This window comes from Streptomyces sp. NPDC057694 (assembly GCF_042799415.1).
Lineage (GTDB): Bacteria > Actinomycetota > Actinomycetes > Streptomycetales > Streptomycetaceae > Streptomyces.
The window spans coordinates 25,931-45,637 of the sequence record NZ_JBHVIX010000035.1; the positions used below are offsets into that span (position 1 = coordinate 25,931).

Sequence of the window (19,707 nt, forward strand, 5' to 3'; positions counted from 1 at the left end):
CATGACCCCGAAAGCCCCCGCCCTGACCGCCGACCACCTGTACGCGACGGGCCTGCGCGGCCAGTGGCACCCGGTCGTCCCCTCCTCGTTCGTCGCGCCCGGCGCGATGCGCAAGGTCACCGTCCTCGGCGAGCAGTGGCTGCTGTTCCGCCGCTCGGACGGCACCCTGAGCATGCTCGCCGACCGCTGCCCGCACCGCGGCGCCCCGCTCTCGCTGGGCAAGCACCTCGGCGACCGGGTGGCCTGCTGGTACCACGGCCTGGAGATCGAGACCGACGGCACCGTCTCCTCCGTGCCGGGCCTGCCCGGCTGCAACCTGGAGGGCAAGCAGCTCGTCGTCTCGCTGCCGGTGAAGGAGGTGTCCGGCGCCGTCCTCGCCTACTTCGGCACCGCGGAGCAGCCGCAGCCGGTCGAGCTGACACTGCCCGAGCCGCTCACCGACCCCGACACCGAGGCGATCCTCTGCTACGCCGAGTGGGACGTGCCGTGGCGGTACGCCGTCGAGAACCTGCTCGACCCGATGCACGGCGCGTTCCTGCACCACGACTCGCACACGATGTTCGACGGTGACACCACCGCCAAGTTCCGCATCCGCGAGACCGACCGCGGCTACTTCTTCGAGAAGACCGACCAGCGGGGCGTCAACTTCGACTGGGTCGAGCTGTGCCGCACGGGCGTCGACTGGGTCGACCTGTCGATCCCCTACCCGCCGTCGGCAGGGCCCGGCGGCCCGTTCGGCATCGTCGGCATGGTCCGTCCGGTCGACGCGGATCGCTGCGCCGTCTTCTTCTGGCGCTACCGCACGGTCCAGGGCTGGCAGCGCGACACCTGGCGGTTCCTGTACAAGACGCTGATCGAGAAGCGGCACTGGGAGGTCCTGGAGCAGGACCGGGTGATGCTGGAGGCGATGCCGTCCGACGCGGACCAGCAGGAGAACCTGTACCAGCACGACCTCGGCGTGGTCCGGCTGCGCCGCATGTACCGCGGGGGCGCCGAGGCCCAGGCCACGGCATGAGTCCCAGAGCCCGCTGGGCCGGTGTGCTGAGCCTGCTGGTCATCGTCCTGATCAGCTAGGTGCGCCCGTCGGCGCCGCAGTCGTCGGTGGACAGCTCCGAGGGAGAGCGCGGCCAGGCCGTCCCCGTACGCCCATAATGGTCCGAGACATCGGAGGAATGGGCTCTCCGGACGAGCAGAGGGGGCTGCCATGGCCGTCACCGACGAGGCCATCGAGAAGATCAAGGGCATGATCGTCTCGGGCGCTCTGCGCCCCGGCGACCGGCTCCCCAAGGAGAGCGAGCTGGCCGCGGAGCTCGGGCTGTCGCGCAACTCGCTGCGGGAGGCGGTGCGCGCGCTCTCCCTCATCCGCATCCTGGACGTCCGGCAGGGCGACGGCACCTACGTGACGAGCCTGGACCCGCAGCTCCTGCTGGAGGCGCTGAGTTTCGTCGTCGACTTCCACCGCGACGACACGGTCCTGGAGTTCCTCGCCGTCCGCCGCATCCTGGAGCCGGCCGCCACGGCGCTGGCGGCGACCCGCATGGACCGCGACGAGCTCGACCGGCTCGCCGCCCAGCTCGACGATCTGGGGCCCGAGCCCTCCGTGGAGGAGCTGGTCGCCGCGGATCTCGACTTCCACCGCGGCATCGTGAAGGCGTCCGGCAATTCGGTGCTCTGTTCCCTCCTCGACGGCCTGTCCGGGCCGACCACGCGGGCCCGCATCTGGCGCGGCCTGACCCAGGAGGACGCGGTCAGCCGCACCCTGCGCGAACACCGGGCGATCCTGGCGGCGCTGCGCGACGGCGACCCGGAGGCGGCCCGCTCCTGGGCGACGGTGCACATCGCGAGCGTGGAGCAGTGGCTGCGCTCGACCCTGTGAGAAACCCCGACATTCAGGTGGAGTGCCCGCCCGCGACTCGGGGCAGTGTTCCGGGCAGCCTCCGGGTTTCAGGGGGCTGCGGAGGGTCCTCGCGGACGCCGTAAGGTGGGCAGGTACGCGAGGGCACGTTGGAAGGAGGCGCTGGGTGATCGAGCTCGAGGGGGTTCCCGAGCTGGTCGACCCGGTCATGGTGGCCGCGTTCGAGGGCTGGAACGATGCCGGCGACGCCGCCTCCACCGCGGTCGCGCATCTCGACAAGGAGTGGAAGGGCGAAGTGTTCGCGGCGCTGGACGCCGAGGACTACTACGACTTCCAGGTCAACCGGCCCACCGTCTTCCTGGAGGACGGCGTGCGCAAGATCACCTGGCCGACGACCCGGCTGTCGGTGGTGCGCATCGGCGGCGACAAGCCGCGTGACCTGGTCCTGGTCCGGGGCATCGAGCCGTCCATGCGCTGGCGCTCGTTCTGCAACGAGCTGCTGGGGTTCGCGCACGAGCTGGGCGTGGAGCTGGTGGTGATCCTGGGCGCGCTGCTCGGCGACACCCCGCACACCCGGCCGGTTCCGGTCAGCGGCGTCACCTCCGATCCGGATCTCGCTACGCGCATGGACCTGGAGGAGACCAAGTACGAAGGTCCGACGGGCATCGTCGGGATCCTTCAGGAGGCGTGCACGCACGCGGGCGTCCCGGCGGTCTCGCTGTGGGCGGCGGTCCCGCACTACGTGTCGCAGCCGCCGAACCCGAAGGCGACGCTCGCGCTGCTCAACCGGCTCGAGGACCTGATCGACCTGCGCATCCCGCTGGGCGAGCTGGCCGAGGACGCGCGCGCCTGGCAGCTGGGCGTGGACCAGCTGGCGGCGGAGGACAGCGAGGTCGCCGAGTACGTGCAGTCGCTGGAGGAGGCGCGGGACACCGCGGAACTGCCGGAGGCGTCGGGCGAGGCGATCGCCCGCGAGTTCGAGCGGTATCTGCGGCGCCGCGACCCGGGAGCACCGCCCGGCGGCCGGGCCACGGACGGCGGCGACGGCTCGTCTCACCTGCGGGACAACCCGACCGGCCGGAGCCGGCCGCCGAAGCCGCCGCGCCCCGACACGGAGGACGGCGGCAGCGGCGGCGACGAGTAGCAGGCCGCGACTCCACGATCGACGAAGCGCCCCCGGCGCCGGGCAACCGGCACCGGGGGCGCTTTCGCGCCGCCTCCGTTCTCCTCGCCTTTGGCCGGTTTGCGGCGTGACAGACGGTTCCGGATGGATTGCAGGGGGTTCCCCATTCAACTTGTTTTCAAACGCACTTGGCGAACAAGGGGTGGACGAGCGGGCCCGGCCGTAGCAAGGTGTGCCCCGACGACGAGCGCGGCACAGGCACACCCGTACGACCAGAGGTGGCGAGGGGAGCTGTGGACCGATGACCGACCAGCACGCAGAGCCGGCACGGGGCCCGGGGGCGGCGGGTCCGGGCCCGGACGGAGCCGGTTTCACGTATCGCGGAGCGGAAGCGGAACTGATCGTCCTGGCGCGGCCGGAGGCCCGGCTGCGGGCCCACGCGGACGGTGTCAGGTCCGCCGCCGGCGCCGACGTATCGGCACTGAACATGTTCCTGGGCGACGAACAGCTCGCCCTTGAACCGTTGTTCGGCAGTGAGGAGCGACTCCGAGGCGTCTCGGAGGCGTCCGGCTCCGGGGCGGACGTACCGGATCTGGCGCTGTTCTACCGGGTACGCGGCGCGGGCGGGCGGGCCCAGGAGCTGCGCGCACGGATCGCGGCACTGCCGGAGGTCGACACCGCGTACGTGAAGCCCGGTGCGGTGCCGGCCCTACCGCCGCCGGAGGACTTCGACGAGGCGCGGCGGCTGAAGGAGAAATCGGCGGCGACCCCCGATTTCACCGGCCGCCAGGGCTACTTGGGGCCCGCGCCCGAGGGCGTGGACGCGGTGTGGGCGTGGCAGCGGGTCGGCGGCAGCGGCGAGGGCGTCACCGTCATCGACGTGGAGGGCGCCTGGCAGTTCAGTCACGAGGACCTGTCGGCGAAGCTCGCGGGCGTCGTCGTCGGGACCCCGGTGTCGGATCTGGCGTGGCGCAACCACGGCACCGCCGTCCTCGGCGTGATCGGCGGGGACCGCAACGAGCACGGCGTGACCGGCATCGCTCCGGAGGCGGTGACCGCGGCGGCCTCCTTCCAGGGCGTGGGCACGGCGGCGGCGATCCACGCGGCGGCCGAGCGGCTCGGCCCCGGTGACATCGTGCTGGTCGAACTGCACCGGCCGGGGCCGCGGTTCGACTTCGAGCAGCGCGACGACCAGCGCGGCTACATCGGCCTGGAGTGGTGGCCCGACGACTTCGCGGCGATCAGGTACGCCACCGCGCTGGGCATCGTGGTGGTGAGCGCGGCGGGCAACGGCGGCGAGTCGCTGGACGACGGCCTGTACGAGCGGCGTCCGGAGGGCTTCCCGTCCTGGTGGCACAACCCGTTCAACCCGACGAACCCGTCCTCCGGCGCGGTCCTGGTCGGCGCGGGCGCACCGCCGCCCGGCACGCACGGCCGCGACCACGGCCCGGACCGCTCGCGGCTGGCGTTCTCCAACTACGGCGCCCGGGTGGACGCCCAGGGCTGGGGCCGCGAGGTCACCACCACCGGCGGCTTCTGGGACCGGCCCGGCGATCTGCAGGGCGGCTCCGAGGAGATCTCCTGGTACACCGATACTTTCTCCGGCACCTCGTCTGCCTCCCCGGTGGTCGTCGGCGCGCTGGCCGCCCTCCAGGGCATGCTCAAGGCCGGCGGCCAGCGTCCGATGAACTCTCAGCGGGCGCGCGAGGTTCTCAGGGCTTCCGGCTCTCCGCAGCAGGACGCCCCCGGCCGGCCCGCCTCACAGCGGATCGGCAACCGGCCCGACATCAGGGGAGCGGTCACCAACCTGCTGCCCTCGACGGTCGGTTCGGGCCAGGCCGAGCGGTACTGGGACGAACTGATCCCGTATCCGCGCGAACTCCCGCCCAGGCTCAGGCTGTTCGTGGCGGGCACCTGGCGCAATCTGAACGACCCGTCCCCGGAGACCCGCCAGGCGGTGCACAGCGCCTTCGCGGGGGGACGGCCCGATGTCCGTGTCTGGTTCTCGGACGACGAGATCGTCGGCCTTGTGATCACGGGCTGACGCGACGCAGCCAACCATTGATGGAAGGTGGCACCCGCATGAGCATGACCCCGCAGATGAGTCAGCAGGGGCAGCAGTTCCCGAGCACGTCGCCCTACCAGCAGCACCAGCAGCAGCCGTTCGGCCAGCAGGGCTTCGGCCAGCAGGGCTTCGGCGGCCAGCAGGGTCTGGGCCAGCAGGGCTACGGCCAGCAGCAACAGCAGCAGCCGTTCGGACAGCAGGGCTTCGGCGGCCAGCAGGGCTTCGGCCAGCAGCAGCCCATGGGGATGAGCGGCTCGCTGGAGCAGCTGCAGCAGCTCGGTCAGCAGCAGCCGTTCCAGGGGCTGCTCCAGCAGCTCGGTCAGCAGCAGGGCTACGGCCAGCAGCAGATGGGCGGCCAGCAGCAGCAGGTCGAGCAGCAGGTGCAGCAGCATCTTCACCAGATCGCGCAGATCGCGGTGCAGCACGCCCAGCAGCAAGTGCAGCAGCAGGTGCTGCAGGCCGGCGTCGCGGACGGCTACATCGACGTGGTGCAGCCGCTTCCCGGACAGCCCAGCATCATCGCGCTGCGCATCCAGGGCCAGTTCCGGATCTTCGCCAACCCCAACCCGCAGACCCACGACGAGGTCCAGGAGGCCTTCGCCTTCGGTCACCAGGTCGTCGGCATCTGGGACTCGGGTTCGCCGCAGGTCCTGCGCAGCATCCACGTGCGCAAGATCTGATCCGCCGGATCCGGCCCGTCGGATCCGCTGGGAACAGCTGACAGGAGAGAGGGGCGCTTCCTCCGAGGGAGGAAGCGCCCCTTTCGCGTGTCGCCGTCGCGGGTCAGCTGCCGCCCGCGCAGGTGAACGCGGCGGCGGCCCAGTCACCGTGGTCGCCGGTCTTGGACCCGTTGGTGTCGGTCACCTTCAGCCGCAGGTGCCGGGCACCGGTCACGTCGACGTCGGCCGGGACGGTGGCGGAGGCGCCGGTGACCTTCGGCGAGGTCCACAGGACCTTCCCGTCGGCCTCGACGGAGAAGGCGACCTCGCCGTATCCGTCGATCTCGTCGTCGATGCCGACGTCCGCGGTGAACTTCGAGCACTGCCCGCCGAGGTAGACCTCGATGTCGGAGTCGGCGTGCACCCCGATGCCCTTGTCGTAGGTCTTCCCGGCGAGGGTGAGGGGGTGGCCGTCGGCGGCGCCGGACTCGCCATTGCTGCGGTCGCGTTCGGCGGGTCCGTAGCCGTTGGTCGACGTCAGCCACTCCAGGTCGCTCGCCCAGGTGTGCCCGGCGGGCGGCTTCGGCATGACGGAGACCGCGAAGTGGCCCTGCGCGGTGCGCTGTTGGCCCCCGGCCCGGTAGCGGGCGGTGGCGGTGAGCGCCTGTTCCCCGGGCTTCGCGTCCGCGCCGGGCGTGACGGCGACGTCGACGCGCCGGGTGGTCCCGGCCGGGATCCGGGCGACGGTCACGGGCTTCCCCGCGGTCCATCCCCCGGGTGCGTCGACGCCCACGGCGACATCGGTGGCGTCCTCGGCGCCCGCGGTGACGTCGACGGCGACCGTGCCGGTGACGCCCGCGCCCAGCTCCTGCGCCCCGGCGGCGGAGACGGCCGCGTCGGCGCCCGGCACGGCGCCGCCCACGGCCGCGGTGTCGCGCAGGTCGAGGGTGAAGGCCCGCCCGGTGGACAGGGTCCCAGTCTTCACGCGGACGACTCCGCCCCGGTCGTCCGGGTCGTAGAACCAGCCCCGGGCGGCCTTGTCGAAGGCGCTCTTCGACCCGGCGCGCGCCAGCTTCTTCCCGTCCAGCTCGACGCTGCCCGGGGCGTCCCCGGTGTGCACGGTGAAGGAGTAGGGCCGGGCGGTCTGCTTCCCGTCGTAGCGGCCCTCGCTGGCACCGATCCGCACCCGTACGTCGCCGGGCCCGGACCGCGGTGCGGTGACGCTGGCGCGCTGGGTGGCGTAGGCGCCGTCGCGGTGGTCGCGGGTGACGCCGTCGTCCTCGTACAGGTCGAACGACGACTTCCCTTGCGGGTACACGTCCCAGGCGACCTGGGAGTCCTTGTCACGGTCGGTGTACGAGCGGATCCCGGGCCACATCGGGACGGCGGCGCCGCCCTTCACGAACAGCGGGAGGGTGTCGAGCGGCGCGCTGTATCCGTCGATCGTGGTCGGTCCCTGGTAGACCCGGCCGGTCCAGTAGTCGGTCCAGGTGCCCTTGGGCAGGTAGATGCCGTCGCGCTCGGTGGAGTCCTGGTAGACGGGTGCGACGAGGAAGTCCTCACCGGTCAGGAACTCGTACTTCGCGGCGTCGCCGGCGGCCTTCGGATCGTCCGGGTACTCCAGGGCGAGCGGCCGCACGGCGCCCACTCCCGTCTTCGTGGCCTCGTGGGCGTACGAGTACAGGTAGGGCAGCAGCGACTCGTGCAGCTTCAGGTACTTCCGGTTGATCGTCGTGTACGGCTCGCCCTGCCGGAACGGCTGCTTGTCGCTCGCGGCCCACCCGTCCATGGTCATGGTCACGGGCAGCAGCGACTTCCACTGCAGATCGCGTACGTACGTCTTGGGGCTGCCGCCGAAGATGCCGTCCACGTCACCCGTCGTGTAGGCGAGCCCGGACATCGTGGCGCCCGCGTAGGTCGGGATCTGCCAGCGGATGTAGTCCCAGGAGCCGGACTGGTCCCCCGACCACTGCACCCCGCAGCGCTGGGCGCCGGCCCAGCTCTCGGGGGCCCAGGTGAAGCCGCGGGCGTCGGAGTTGTCCTCGATCCCCCGGTAGGCGCCCTTGCAGCCGTCGAGGGCCTTCTTGTAGCCGTCGCCGACCCAGGCGACGTCGAGCTTGGCGACGCGCTGGCCGGCCTTGACCTGGTCGGCGATCTTGTCGATGCCGTCCTCGGTCCACAGGCCGAGCTGTGCCTTGTCGCCCTGGAGCCCCTTGGCGGTCTCGGCGAGGTCCTCGTAACCGCAGCCGTAGCCGTCGTTGACGAGCATCCAGCCGAGCGGCATGTCCTGCTCGACGTATTGCCGGGAAATTTTCAGGGCGTCCAGAGTGTGCCGTTCGCCCCGGTTCGCGTTGTGCAGATAGCAGTCGGCGTCGCCCACTTCGAGCCCGTAGACCGGCGGCAGGAACGGCTTTCCGGTCAGCCTCGTGTACTGGCCGATGACGTCTTTGGCACTGTCCTCGCCGCTGCCGGCGAAGTAGTAGGCGTCGAAGCGCCGCTCCGCCGCGGCGGCGGTGACGGGCGCGCCGAAGGTGTACGTGTTGGGCGCGTAGGTGTTGCGGAAGACGCCGTACCCGGCCGAGGAGAGGTAGAAGGGCACGGAGTTGGGGTGTCCCCCGTCGTCCCAGTCGTAGCTGACCTCGGCCTTCGCGGTCTGTCCGCGCAGGCTGGTGTTGCCCCGCCCGTTCTGCATGCCGACGCCGTAGAACTGCTCGTCGGCGCCGCGGTCCAGGCTCTGGGTGGTGGCGCCGTCGCTCCAGCTGATGGGCGCGTTCTCGGCCCACAGCTCGGTGCCGTCGGCGCGGAAGAGGGCGAACCGCAGCGGGGACTTGTAGGCGCGCAGCGTGACCTCGGCGCTGCTCAGCTCGTAGCGGTCGCCGCGGTCCTTCCAGCGGGTGGCGGGCGGCGCGCCCTGCGGCAGGACGATGTCGTCGCCCGCGGGATCGGTGAACGTGCCGTCGGGGGCGACCTCGATCCGAAAACTGTCGGCGGACACAAAACTGACCCGGGCCTCGGCCGTCCCGGCGTCGAAGGTGTAGCGGGCCTTGCCCGGATGGAACCCGGTGACATCACCGAGAGCCCCGGGCCCACCGTCGGCCCGGGCGGCTTGCCCGGGCCCGGCGAGAACGGCCGCGAACCCGATGAGGGCCACGGCGACGAGAGATCTGAGGCGTCCAGAACGCCAGAGCGTGCTCGATGCTGATCGCATCCCCATGGTTTAGCGCACAAACGAGCACGACGCTAGACCATGAGAAAGCCCCTCCGGCGATTGAGGAGCGGGGTCCGGGGCAGAGCCCCGTGACCTCAGCTACTCACCCCGGAGGGGCTGTTCGGAAACGGGCGGGACAGGGGAGCCCTAGAGCGCAACCCCGAGCAGAGCGTCGACGGCCCGAGAAACAACCCCCGGCGCACCCTCGTCAGAGCCCCCGTCGGCATCCTGCCCAGCAGCCCACCGGTCAACGGCGGCCAGCGCGGCAGGCGCGTCCAGATCGTTGGACAGCGCCGCGCGGATCTCGTCGACCAAGCCCTCCGCAGGAGGCCCGTCGGGCCGCGACACGGCGGCCCGCCAGCGCCCGAGCCGGTCCACGGCGTCGGCGAGCACCTGATCGGTCCACTCCCAGTCGGACCGGTAGTGGTGCGCGAGCAGCGCGAGCCGGATGGCGGCCGGGTCGACCCCGTCGCGGCGCAGCTGCGACACGAACACGAGGTTGCCCTTGGACTTGGACATCTTCTCGCCGTCGAGCCCGACCATCCCGGCGTGCACGTACGCCTTGGCCATCGGGAACTCGCCGGTCAGCGCCTGGGCGTGCGAGGCGCCCATCTCGTGGTGCGGGAAGGCCAGGTCGGAGCCGCCGCCCTGGACGTCGAAGCCCATGCCGAGGTGGTCGAGGGCGATGGCGACGCACTCGATGTGCCAGCCGGGGCGCCCCGCGCCGAGCGAGCCGCCGTCCCAGCTGGGGTCGCCCTCACGGGCGGCCATCCAGAGCATCGGGTCGAGCGGGTTCTTCTTGCCCGCACGCTCCGGGTCGCCCCCGCGCTCGGCGGAGAGCAGCCGCATCGCGGCGGCGTCCAGGTTCGAGACGGACCCGAAGTGCGGGTCCGCCTCGACGGAGAAGTAGATGTCGCCGTCGAGCTCGTAGGCGGCACCGGCGTCACGGAGCCGCTCGACGAGCGGCACGATGCCGGGTATCGCCTCGACGGCGCCTATGTAGTGCTGCGGCGGCAGCATCCGCAGGGCAGTCATGTCCTCGCGGAACAGGGCGGTCTCACGCTCGGCGAGGCCCTCCCAGTCGATGCCGTCGCGCACGGCGCGCTCCAGGAGCGGGTCGTCGACGTCCGTCACGTTCTGGACATAGTGAACCTGCCGCTTGGTGTCGAGCCACACGCGCTGCACAAGGTCGAACGCGTTGTAGGTCGCCGCGTGACCCATGTGGGTGGCGTCGTACGGCGTGATGCCGCAGACATAGATACGGGCGACGGGACCGGGGTCCAGGGTGACGAGCCCATCGGTCGCGGTGTCGTGGATCCTCAGGTCGCGGCCCTTGCCAGGCAGGGCGGGGACCTCAGAAGCGGGCCAGGCATGCATGACATGAGCGTAACCGGACGGTGCTTCCGGATACGAACCGGACCAGGCCTGATGGCCGACAAGGCCCTCTTGCGCGATCATGACGCGGCGGCTAGGCCAGGGTGGCCCGGATGCCGTCGGAGAGCCCGAAGTGGCGTATCCCGTGCAGCAGATAGGCGCGCAGCGTGCACACGAAGTACGTCCAGCCCTGCGTCTGCCCCACCGCGAGGGCGGCGCCCTCGGGGCCGTCCCCCATGGGTTGCTCCGTGATGGTGAGCGCGGTCGCCCCGGCGCCTTCGGTACCGGACTCGGCCAGTTCGATGGTGACGTGCCCGCCCGGCCAGTTCCACGAGACGAGCCGATCGGTCTCGATCGCGCCTATCTCGACGTCGAACTCCGCGTCGACATGGGGAAAGCTCCAGGTCACGGTGGTGTCGGGCACCATCGGCGCGGAGGTGCGCGCCACGAAGAAGCCCGACAGCCCCTCGACGGTGACGATGGCCTCGAACACGTCCTTGACCGGGCGGTCGATCCGGTCCTCGACAATCAGCTTGGTCATGCCCTCGAACGTAGCCCTCGCCACTGACAGCCGCCCCCGGGCGGGACAGAACCCCAGCTCACCAGGGGTGACCAGAGGTTCAGGCGGCTCAGATGGGCGGCCACGGAATGGCCGGCCACTCCCCGCTCGGCTCCCGGTGCTTCCCGGACTTCAGCAGTGCGGCCACCCGCTCCCGTACGGCGTCCAGCTCGGCGACGGTGATCAGCCCGGCCAGCCGTGCCGCGAGCGCCTCGCCCTCGGCCAGGCGTCCCCGCAGCGCCTCCAGCGCCCCGGTGGCCTCCTCGGTCAGGGGTTCCCCGGCCCAGCCCCACAGCAGCGTGCGCAGCTTGTCCTCGACGTTGAAGGTGACGCCGTGGTCGATGCCGTACAGCCGCGCCCCGTCGACGAGCAGGTGCCCGCCCTTGCGGTCGCCGTTGTTGATCACCGCGTCGAGCACGGCGAGCCGCCGCAGGCGCGCGTCGTCGGCGTGCACGAGCAGCGCGGTGCGTCCCTCGTCGACCTCGGCGAACCCGACGGCCTTCCAGCCCTCCCCCGGCTCCTCGGCGTCCACGAGCGCGAGCAGCCTGCTGTCGTCGGCCGGCTCGTCGGGGGTGTCGATCCACAGCTGGCACATGCCCTCGCCGTACGGCCCGTCGCGCAGCACGGTCGGCGGGACGAGGCCCCAGCCGAGCGCCTCGGAGACCTCGAAGGCGGCCACCTCGCGCTGGGCGAGCGTGCCGTCGGGGAAGTCCCACAGCGGCCGCTCACCGCGGACGGGCTTGTAGACGCAGGCCGCCTCCCGGTCCTCGTGGCTGACCCGGCACAGCAGGACCGCGTTCGACGCGTCCCTGATCTGCCCCTCGACGTGCAGCTCCCCGCGGGTGAGGAGGTCCAGGGCTTCGTGGTCGCTCACGCGCCGCGCCGGTAGCCGTTCTGGCGCGGGCATACGTGTCCCTCCGGGTCGAGCGGCAGACTGCACAGCGGGCACGGCGGGCGGCCCGCGTTCACGACCTCCAGGGCCCGCTTGGCGAAGGCGCGCGCCTGGTTGCCGGTGAGGCGGACGCGGAGCATCGGCGGGCCGTTCTCCTCGTCCTGGAGAAGCCTTTCCTCTGCTTCCGCCAGGTCCTCGTCGGACTCGGCGTCCATCTCGACGAGGGCCTGCGCCTCGACGATCATGCGCTGTTCGTCGCCGTCCCAGGCCAGGGCCATGGTGCCGACCCGGAACTCCTCCTCGACAGGGGAGTCGAGCGGGGCCGTGTCGGCGATCTCGGTGGGTGCCATGGCCGGCACGGGCGCATTTCCGCCGCTGCGCCGCACCACCTCGTCGAGCAGCTCGTCCATGCGCTCGGCGAGCGCGGCCACCTGGGTCTTCTCCAGCGCCACGCTGGTGACCCGGACGCCTTCCGAGGCCTGCAGGAAGAAGGTGCGGCGCCCGGGGAGTCCGACCGTACCGGCCACGAAACGCTCCGGAGGGTCGTAGAGGAACACCTGACGGGACACGTCCTGTCTCCATGATCTGGGGATGGGGATCGAACTGACCGGGCCCGGCCCGGCGGCCGGATCCGACTGTGCTTACGGCTGCTTCACCCTACTGCGGCGGACGATCACGGTGCGCCAGCGCCGCCGCCGACGGTCGCATCCGGGCTCTGTGGCTGCTCGCGCGGGGCCAGCGAACCGAAGTCCCCCGTGTCCCCGAGGCGTACGAGAAAGGGGCGCAGTCGTGTGTAACGGATCGCGGTGATGGAACACGGCTCCACGGAGATCCGCTGAAAGAGGTCCAGATGCAGCCCGAGAGCGTCCGCCACAAGGGACTTGATGATGTCGCCGTGCGAACACATGACGTACACGGCGTCCGCGCCGTGATCGCGCTCCACGCGCGCGTTCCACTCCCGCACCGCTTCCGCGGCCCGGTGCTGCATCTGCCGCATGGACTCGCCGCCGGGGAAGGCGGCGGCGGTCGGGTGCTGCTGGACGACCTGCATGAGCGGCTCGTCGGCGAGTTCGGCGAGCTTGCGGCCCGACCAGTCCCCGTAGTCGCACTCGCCGATCCGGTCGTCGGTGTGCGCGCTCAGGCCGGGCCGCGCGGCGAGCAGCGGCGCGACGGTCTCCTGGCAGCGCTGGAGCGGGCTGGTGACGATCTCCGCGAGCGGCAGGTCCTTGAGGCGCTCGGGCAGCGTGGCGGCCTGCGCGCTGCCGCGCTCGTCGAGGGCCACGCCGGGCGTCCAGCCGGCGAGCAGACCCGCGGTGTTGGCGGTGGAGCGTCCGTGACGGACGAGGATCAGCGTGGGCATGTGCGCCAGCCTAAAGGCACGCGGAAGTGCAGTCGGCGAACCCTCTGGGAAGAATGGCCGACATGATCGTCGACTGCGCCGTCTACCGGGAGGGTCGCCGGATCGAGGGCCCGGAGGATCCCAGGGATCTGTCCGACGCGCTCGAAGCGGCGCGGGCGTCGGACGACGCCTTCGTGTGGATCGGGTTGCACGAGGCCACGGAGGCCGAGTTCGCCACGGTGACCGAGGAGTTCGAGCTGCACCCGCTGGCCGTCGAGGACGCCATGAAGGCGCACCAGCGGCCGAAGCTGGAGGTCTACGACGACTCGCTGTTCGTGGTCCTCAAGCCGGTCGTGTACGAGCCGAAGAGCGACAAGGTGTCCTCGGGCGAGGTGATGCTCTTCCTGGGCGACTCGTTCGTGGTCACCGTGCGCCACGGCGAGGGCTCCTCCCTGGCGGACGTGCGGAAGCGCCTGGAGCACGACCCGGCCTTCCTGCGCCACGGCCCGACGGCGGTGCTGTACGCGGTCTCGGACGCCACGGTCGACCACTACCTGGACGTCGCGACCGAGTTGCAGACCGACCTGGAGGAGCTGGAGGCGGAGGTCTTCTCGCCTGACGGCGGCGGCTCGCGGGACACGGCGTCGCGGATCTACGCCTTCAAGCGGCAGATCCTGGAGTTCCGCCGGGCCACCGGTCCGCTGGCGCTGCCGATGGCCCGGCTGTCGGGGATCGGCCCGTTCCCCATGACCGTGCCGTTCGTGGCCGACGACGCGCGGCCGTTCTTCCGTGACGTGAACGACCACCTGACGCGGGTGAACGAGTCCGTGGACGGCCTGGACCGGCTGGTGACGGACATCCTGTCCGCGCATCTGGCGCAGGCGAGCGTGCGGCAGAACGACGACATGCGGAAGATCTCCGCCTGGGCGGCGATGGCCGCGGTGCCCACGATGATCGCGGGCATCTACGGCATGAACTTCGACCACATGCCCGAGCTGCACTGGGTGTGGTCGTACCCGGCGGTGATCGCGCTGATGGCCGTGCTGGAACTGGTGCTGTACCGGATGTTCAAGCGGCGCGGCTGGCTGTAGGCACGGTGGACGTCGCGCTCACGCGAACTCGACGGAGGTGGTCGCGGGGCCGCCGAGCGCGTCGCGCCGCCGCGGCATCGACAGGGAGACCATCCGCCGCCAGCCGCCGAGGCGTTCGTACGCGTACACGGCGCGGATTCCGGCGGCGAGCATGCCCGCCTTCGGGGCGGACCAGCCGAGGATGCGGCCCATGTGGTCCATGACGGCGAGGCTCACGTCCCGGTAGACGGCGATCTCGGCGAGGGCGCACTCCCGCAGGACGCGCTGGATGGTGCGGCCGTGGCCCGCGTACGCGAGGCGCAGCAACTCCTCGTGGCAGTAGGCGAGGTGGTTGTCCTCGTCGTTGGAGATCATCTTGACCGCGCGGCCGATGTCGGGGTGACCGGCGAAGTGTTTGCGCAGGAGTTCCATCTGCTCGGAGGCGCGCTGTTCGGTGACGCGGCTGTGGGCGAGGTACGTGACGATGTCCCGCACGGAGAGGGGCTCGTCGCGGTTGAGGCGCTCGTGCGGGAGTCCGATGCCGTGCCGCTCCAGGAGCATCGTGTAGTCGGTCTCGTCCGGGACCGGCACCGGGGTCAGGCCGCGCTTCTTCAGCAGGGCGTTGAAGATCCGCCCGTGCTTGTCCTCGTCGGCGCCGTGCCGGGCGATCTTGGGCGCGAGGGGCCGCTCGCTCGCGGGGACGAGGGCGGCGATCCGGCCGTTCTCCCAGCCGCCCTGCGCCTCGCCGCCCGCGGCGATCGAGCAGAACAGCCGGAACGAGTCGTCGTTGTCGAGAATCTCCTGGAACAGGCTCTTGGCCGACAGCATCCGGTTACCTCCGTGCCTCCACGCGCGGTCCGCGGCTCCATGGCTCGCAAAGACCGAGTCAAATGCGGGAGGCGGTGGCAGGCAACAGGAATGACCGACAACTCGGCCGAAAGGAGGATCCGTGCCGGGATGGGAGGCGTAACCGTGGGCCCGATGGCGCGTTGTTCTCCGTGACGGCCGTGGCGGGGAAGACCCCCCGAGCCCCCACCACGGCCGCGGAAAACTCCGCCGGTGTACAGGCTGCCCGTTACGCCAGTCCGGCGCGCTCCACCGCCTCGACGCCCGCGCGCAGCGAGGCGAGCCGCTCGTCCAGCGTGAAGCCGGCCGGGGACAGCGTCAGGGTGGTGACACCGGCCTCGGCATACTCCCGCATCCGGTCCGCGATGCGGTCCACGGAGCCGAGCAGCGTGGTGGAGTCGATGAGCTTCTGCGGAATGGCGGCGGCGGCGCCGTCCTTGTCGCCGGACAGGTACTTCTCCTGGATCTCGGCGGCCTCCTTCTCGTACCCCATGCGCTGCGCGAGCTGGTTGTAGAAGTTCTGCTTGGCGCTGCCCATGCCGCCGACGTAGAGCGCGGTGTAGGGGCGGAACGAGTCGGCGAGCGCGGAGATGTCCTTGTCGCCGCCCTCCGGGCCGACGGCGATCGGCACGGTCGGGCAGACGTCGAAGCCCTCCATCGTCTTGCCGGCCTTCTCGCGGCCCGCGCGCAGGTACGAGATCGCGGTGTCCTCCAGGTGCTCGGCGGAGGGGAAGATCAGCAGGGCGCCGTCGGCGATCTCGCCGGTCTGCTCCAGGTTCTTGGGGCCGATCGCGGCGATGTAGAGCGGGATGTGCTCGCGCTTCGGGTGCACGGTCAGCTTCAGGGACTTGCCCGGCCCGTCGGGCAGCGGCAGGGTCCAGTGCGCACCCTCGTAGGAGACCCGCTCGCGGCTCATGGCCTTGCGCACGATGTCGACGTACTCGCGCGTGCGGGCCAGCGGCTTGTCGAACTTCACGCCGTACCAGCCCTCGGAGACCTGCGGTCCGGAGACCCCGAGTCCGAGGCGGAAGCGGCCGCCGGAGAGCGTGTCGAGGGTCGAGGCCGTCATCGCCGTCATGGTGGGCTGGCGGGCCGGGATCTGCATGATGGCCGAGCCGACGTCGATGCGCTCGGTCTGCGCGGCGACGTAGCTGAGCACCGTCACGGTGTCGGAGCCGTACGCCTCGGCCGCCCAGCACACCGCGTAGCCGAGCTGGTCGGCCTCCTTGGCGACGGCGAGGTTGTCGGTGTCCATCCCCAGGCCCCAGTACCCGAGATTGATGCCGAGCTTCATTGACCACATCCCCTTAACCGCGTGCGGGAACCGCTGGATTACCCATCGGTAACGTCTCTTCCCGGGCACCCTAGCGCGACGGACGGCACGACAGATATCCACCGGGCCCCCCATCCTGACCTTCGGCCAGTACTCTCAGCGCCCATGGAGCAGAGGCATCTCGGCCGTACCGGCCTGCGTGTGTCCCGGATCGGGCTCGGCACCCTCACGTGGGGGCGCGACACGGACGAGCACGACGCAGCCGACCTGTTGAAGACCTTCTGGGAGGCGGGCGGCTCGCTCGTCGACACGGCCGACGTGTACGGGGACGGGGAGTCGGAGTATCTGCTCGGCCGCCTCGTCGAGGGCCTGGTCCCCCGCCGTGACCTGGTCATCTCCACCAAGGCGGGCAGTGTGCCCGACCCCGACCGGCGCTTCGACGGCTCGCGCGGCCATCTGCTCTCCGCGCTCGACGCCTCGCTCGCCCGTCTCGGCACCGACTACGTCGACCTCTGGCAGATCCACGCCTACGACACCGATACCCCGCTCGACGAGACGCTCCAGGCCCTCGACATCGCGGTCAGCAGCGGGCGGGCACGCTACGCCGGAGTGTCCAATTTCTGCGGGTGGCAGCTGGCCAAGGCGGGCACCTGGCAGCTCGCGGCGCCGGGCACCCGCACCCGTATCGCCAGTACGCAGATGGAGTACTCGCTGCTCCAGCGCGGGGTGGAGCGGGAGGTGCTGCCGGCCGCCGTCGACCTGGGCATCGGACTGCTGCCGTCGTCGCCGCTCGGGCGCGGGGTGCTGACCGGCAAGTACCGGGGCGGCACCCCCACGGACTCGCGCGGCGGCTCCGACCACATGGCGCCGTTCGTCGCGCCGTACCTGGACGAGGCCGCGGGGCACATCGTGGACGCGGTCGCCATAGCCGCCGACGGACTCGCGGTGACCCCGCTCCAGGTCGCCCTGGCCTGGGTCAGGGACCGGCCCGGCGTGACCGCCCCGATCATCGGCGCGCGCAACGCCCGGCAGCTCACAGCGGCATTGTCAGTGGAGGCCCTTAGTCTTCCTGACGAGATCTGCCAGGCGCTCGACGACGTGTCGGCGCCCGTGCACCGCTATCCCGATCAGGACTGGAGCACGTTGTGAGTACGGAGTCCGCTGCCGCGGAGAACGAGTCAGGGCAGGGCCCCGACGCCGGGCCGGACACGGAGGCACCCGTCGAGGCGGCCGAAGCCACCGAAGCGGCCGGGGACGGGACCGAAGCGACCGGGTCCGACGCGACCGGGGACGAGAAGGCCGGCACCGAGGAGGCTGCGGCCCAGCCGTCCGAGGCCGAGGCCGAGATCGCCGCGCAGCGGGAGCTGCGGGAGCGCATCGCGCAGCGCAAGGCCGCCAAGGACGGGCCGATCGCCGCCGGTACGAAGCTGAGCGGCACCGCCGCCGATCTGCTCGCCGCCGTACGTGCCGTGGAGAGCGGCGAGAAGCCGGCCGCCACCGTGTTCGCGCAGCCGGAGCGCGCGCCGCGCCCGGCCGCCACCGCCCCCGAGCCGCGGCCCCGCACACCCGCCGCGCCGGTCGTGGACGCCGGGCCCGACGCCGACTCGGTGGCGGCGGTACGGGCCGTGCTCGTCGAGGGCGGGGCGCCCGACACGCTCGCCGTGGCGGCCGCCACGGCGCTGGGCGAGGGCGCCGAGGACCTGCTGCGCGAGGATCCCTGGCAGTTGCTGCGGGTGAGCGGGGTGCGCCCGGAGCAGGCCGACGGGTTCGCCCGCGCGCTGCTCGGCGCCGAGTGCGGCCCCGAGGACGAGCGGCGCGGCCGGGCGGTCACCGTGTGGCTGCTCGAACAGGCGGCGGTCGCCGGACACACGGCCCTGGATCTGCCGGTGCTCACGGACGCGCTCGGCAAGCGCGGGGTGCCCGATCCGGGCGAGGCCGTGCAGAGCGCCGCCGCGGAGGGCGACGCGATCCTCTTCCAGGACCCCGTCGAGGACGCGCCCGAGCCCCAACCGGCCGAGGACGGCGAAGAAGAGCCTGAGCGCCCGGTGCGGATCCTCGTCGGCCTCGAGCGGTACGCGCTCGCCGAGGAGAGCCTCGCCGACGGTCTCGCCCGGATCATCAACTCCGGGCCCAAGGACGGCGACTCCGTCGGCGGTGACTGGGAGGCGGCGGCCGCCGCCGCATCCGGTACGACGGCCGAGCTGATCCGGGCCGCCGGCGCGCACCGGCTGGTACTGCACACCGGCGGCGAGGCCGCCCGCGCCGAGCCGGTCGCGCTGGCCTCGGCCGCGGCCGGTCTCGGACTGCGGGTGTGCGTGGCCGCGCACGGCGCGGACGGGCGGCGGCGGGCCGCCGCCCTGCTCGGCGCCGACGCGCCGGACGCCGCCACGGCCACGGTCGAGGGGCTGCTCACCCAGACCCAGGGCCCCGGCCGGGACGCCGACGGGGCGCTCGCGGTCGATCTCCTGGTCGTCCTGGACGCGCCGCAGCTGGACGTGGACGGGGCCGCGATGCTCGTCGAGCTGCTGGCCGACGGCACATGCCTGGTGCTCAGCGGCGATTCGGGCGTGCTGTGGTCGGCGGGGCCCGGGCGGGTCTTCGCGGATCTGCTGGCCGCCGGGATCTGCCCGCGCCTCGCGTCGCGGACACCGGATCCCGGTCCGATCGGCGAGCTGGTCTCGGGTATCGGCATCGGCGAGCTGAGCCAGGTGGAGGCGCCCGGCAAGGAGGTCGTGATCGTGCCGGTGCGGGACGGCGCCGAGGCGATCCACCGCACCGTGCAGCTCGTCGCGGACTCGGTGCCGCGGGCCATCGGGGTGCCCGCCGAGGAGACCCAGGTGATCACTCCGGGGCATGCGGGCGCGGCGGGGACGCGGGCGCTGAACGCGGCGCTGAAGGAGCGGCTGAACCCCGGTCCCGGGCGGTTCGGGGGCTTCGACCCCGGGGACCGGGTGGTCCACGTGGCCGGTCCGGGGCGGATCAGGCCCGGGCGGGTCGTCGGGGCCGACGCGGAGGGGCTGCGCCTGGACTGCGCCGGTGAGCCCGTGCTCGTACCCAAGGAGCAGGTGGAGCGGGCCGTGCGGCACGGGTGGGCGGTGACCGGGCACCAGGCGGTGGGGCTGCGGTGGGCTGCCGCCGTGGTGGTGCTGCCCGGTGACGCGGCGGCGGGGTTGAGCCGGCCCTGGGTGTACACGGCGTTCGGGCGCGGGGAGCGGCATCTGTCCGTGGTGGACGGGGTGGGTGCCGGATTGCCCCGGGCTGTTTCGGAGATTGCCGCCAAGCCCCGTACGACCCGGCTGGGCCGGCTGGTCCGGGCCCAGGCGCCCGGGGCTTAGAGCGGGGCCGGGGTGGGCGCCTTCTGAAGCGCTCACCCCGCGCCGGGGTGGCGCCCTTCCCCCCCCCCCCCCCCCCGCGGGAAATTTTCCCACGCGGCGGGGGGGGGCC

The 19,707-nt window shown here is 72.0% G+C and carries 16 protein-coding genes; 8 read left to right on the forward strand and 8 right to left on the reverse strand.

What is annotated here, in order from left to right; translation table 11 throughout:
• The first annotated feature begins 1 nt into the window (after nt 1).
• The 5 genes from ACFVDP_RS40445 (at nt 2) to ACFVDP_RS40465 (ending at nt 5,723) form a co-directional block, all read left to right on the forward strand.
• Entirely contained in the window at nt 2–1,015 is a 1,014-nt protein-coding gene (locus tag ACFVDP_RS40445) for a Rieske 2Fe-2S domain-containing protein (protein WP_383501690.1), read from the forward strand.
• A 189-nt stretch (nt 1,016–1,204) separates the two neighbouring features.
• Nucleotides 1,205–1,876: a FadR/GntR family transcriptional regulator gene (locus ACFVDP_RS40450; protein ID WP_383501693.1), complete on the forward strand. Its 672-nt coding sequence runs from the start codon at nt 1,205–1,207 to the stop codon at nt 1,874–1,876.
• A 145-nt stretch (nt 1,877–2,021) separates the two neighbouring features.
• On the forward strand, nt 2,022–2,999 hold the full coding sequence (locus ACFVDP_RS40455) for a PAC2 family protein (RefSeq protein ID WP_383501696.1): 978 nt from the start codon (nt 2,022–2,024) through the stop codon (nt 2,997–2,999).
• A 280-nt stretch (nt 3,000–3,279) separates the two neighbouring features.
• Nucleotides 3,280–5,022, forward strand: coding sequence for a S8 family peptidase (locus ACFVDP_RS40460; protein WP_383501698.1), 1,743 nt, complete (start codon nt 3,280–3,282; stop codon nt 5,020–5,022).
• Between the two features lie 38 nt (nt 5,023–5,060).
• The gene (locus ACFVDP_RS40465; protein WP_383501700.1) at nt 5,061–5,723 is read left to right on the forward strand and encodes a hypothetical protein; all 663 of its coding nucleotides are present in this window, start codon (nt 5,061–5,063) and stop codon (nt 5,721–5,723) included.
• A gap of 103 nt (nt 5,724–5,826) precedes the next feature.
• On the opposite strand, the gene ACFVDP_RS40470 is transcribed toward ACFVDP_RS40465, so the two are convergent.
• The 6 genes from ACFVDP_RS40470 to ACFVDP_RS40495 form a co-directional block, all read right to left on the reverse strand.
• The gene (locus ACFVDP_RS40470) at nt 5,827–8,910 is read right to left on the reverse strand and encodes an NPCBM/NEW2 domain-containing protein (RefSeq protein ID WP_383501703.1); all 3,084 of its coding nucleotides are present in this window, start codon (nt 8,908–8,910) and stop codon (nt 5,827–5,829) included.
• 147 nt (nt 8,911–9,057) lie between these two features.
• Nucleotides 9,058–10,287, reverse strand: coding sequence for a cysteine--1-D-myo-inosityl 2-amino-2-deoxy-alpha-D-glucopyranoside ligase (gene mshC, locus ACFVDP_RS40475; protein WP_383501705.1), 1,230 nt, complete (start codon nt 10,285–10,287; stop codon nt 9,058–9,060).
• 91 nt (nt 10,288–10,378) lie between these two features.
• Nucleotides 10,379–10,825, reverse strand: a complete 447-nt coding sequence (locus ACFVDP_RS40480) for a hypothetical protein (protein WP_383501707.1) — start codon at nt 10,823–10,825, stop codon at nt 10,379–10,381.
• Between the two features lie 88 nt (nt 10,826–10,913).
• Nucleotides 10,914–11,750, reverse strand: a complete 837-nt coding sequence (locus ACFVDP_RS40485; RefSeq protein WP_383501709.1) for an SCO1664 family protein — start codon at nt 11,748–11,750, stop codon at nt 10,914–10,916.
• Complete coding sequence (locus ACFVDP_RS40490) at nt 11,714–12,304, reverse strand: DUF3090 domain-containing protein (RefSeq protein WP_383501711.1); 591 nt, start codon at nt 12,302–12,304, stop codon at nt 11,714–11,716. The genes ACFVDP_RS40485 and ACFVDP_RS40490 overlap by 37 nt, the downstream gene beginning before the upstream one ends.
• A 104-nt stretch (nt 12,305–12,408) precedes the next feature.
• Nucleotides 12,409–13,095 (reverse strand): histidine phosphatase family protein, encoded by a 687-nt coding sequence (locus ACFVDP_RS40495; protein ID WP_383501714.1) that lies wholly within the window; start codon nt 13,093–13,095, stop codon nt 12,409–12,411.
• Nucleotides 13,096–13,157: 62 nt separating this feature from the next.
• Here ACFVDP_RS40495 and corA point away from each other — a divergent pair, with 62 nt between their 5' ends.
• On the forward strand, nt 13,158–14,165 hold the full coding sequence (corA, locus tag ACFVDP_RS40500; RefSeq protein ID WP_383501717.1) for a magnesium/cobalt transporter CorA: 1,008 nt from the start codon (nt 13,158–13,160) through the stop codon (nt 14,163–14,165).
• Nucleotides 14,166–14,183: 18 nt separating this feature from the next.
• Here the strand turns inward: corA and ACFVDP_RS40505 are convergent, their stop codons facing one another.
• Both ACFVDP_RS40505 and ACFVDP_RS40510 read right to left on the reverse strand, forming a co-directional pair.
• Complete coding sequence (locus tag ACFVDP_RS40505) at nt 14,184–14,972, reverse strand: ferritin-like domain-containing protein (RefSeq protein WP_383501720.1); 789 nt, start codon at nt 14,970–14,972, stop codon at nt 14,184–14,186.
• A gap of 247 nt (nt 14,973–15,219) precedes the next feature.
• A complete protein-coding gene (locus ACFVDP_RS40510) occupies nt 15,220–16,284 on the reverse strand; it encodes an LLM class F420-dependent oxidoreductase (RefSeq protein WP_383501723.1) in 1,065 nt (354 codons plus the stop codon).
• Between the two features lie 144 nt (nt 16,285–16,428).
• Between ACFVDP_RS40510 and ACFVDP_RS40515 the strand changes: the two genes are divergently transcribed.
• On the forward strand, nt 16,429–17,412 hold the full coding sequence (locus ACFVDP_RS40515) for an aldo/keto reductase (RefSeq protein ID WP_383501726.1): 984 nt from the start codon (nt 16,429–16,431) through the stop codon (nt 17,410–17,412).
• Complete coding sequence (locus ACFVDP_RS40520) at nt 17,409–19,598, forward strand: helix-hairpin-helix domain-containing protein (RefSeq protein WP_383501728.1); 2,190 nt, start codon at nt 17,409–17,411, stop codon at nt 19,596–19,598. The genes ACFVDP_RS40515 and ACFVDP_RS40520 overlap by 4 nt, the downstream gene beginning before the upstream one ends.
• The last annotated feature ends 109 nt before the right edge of the window (nt 19,599–19,707 follow it).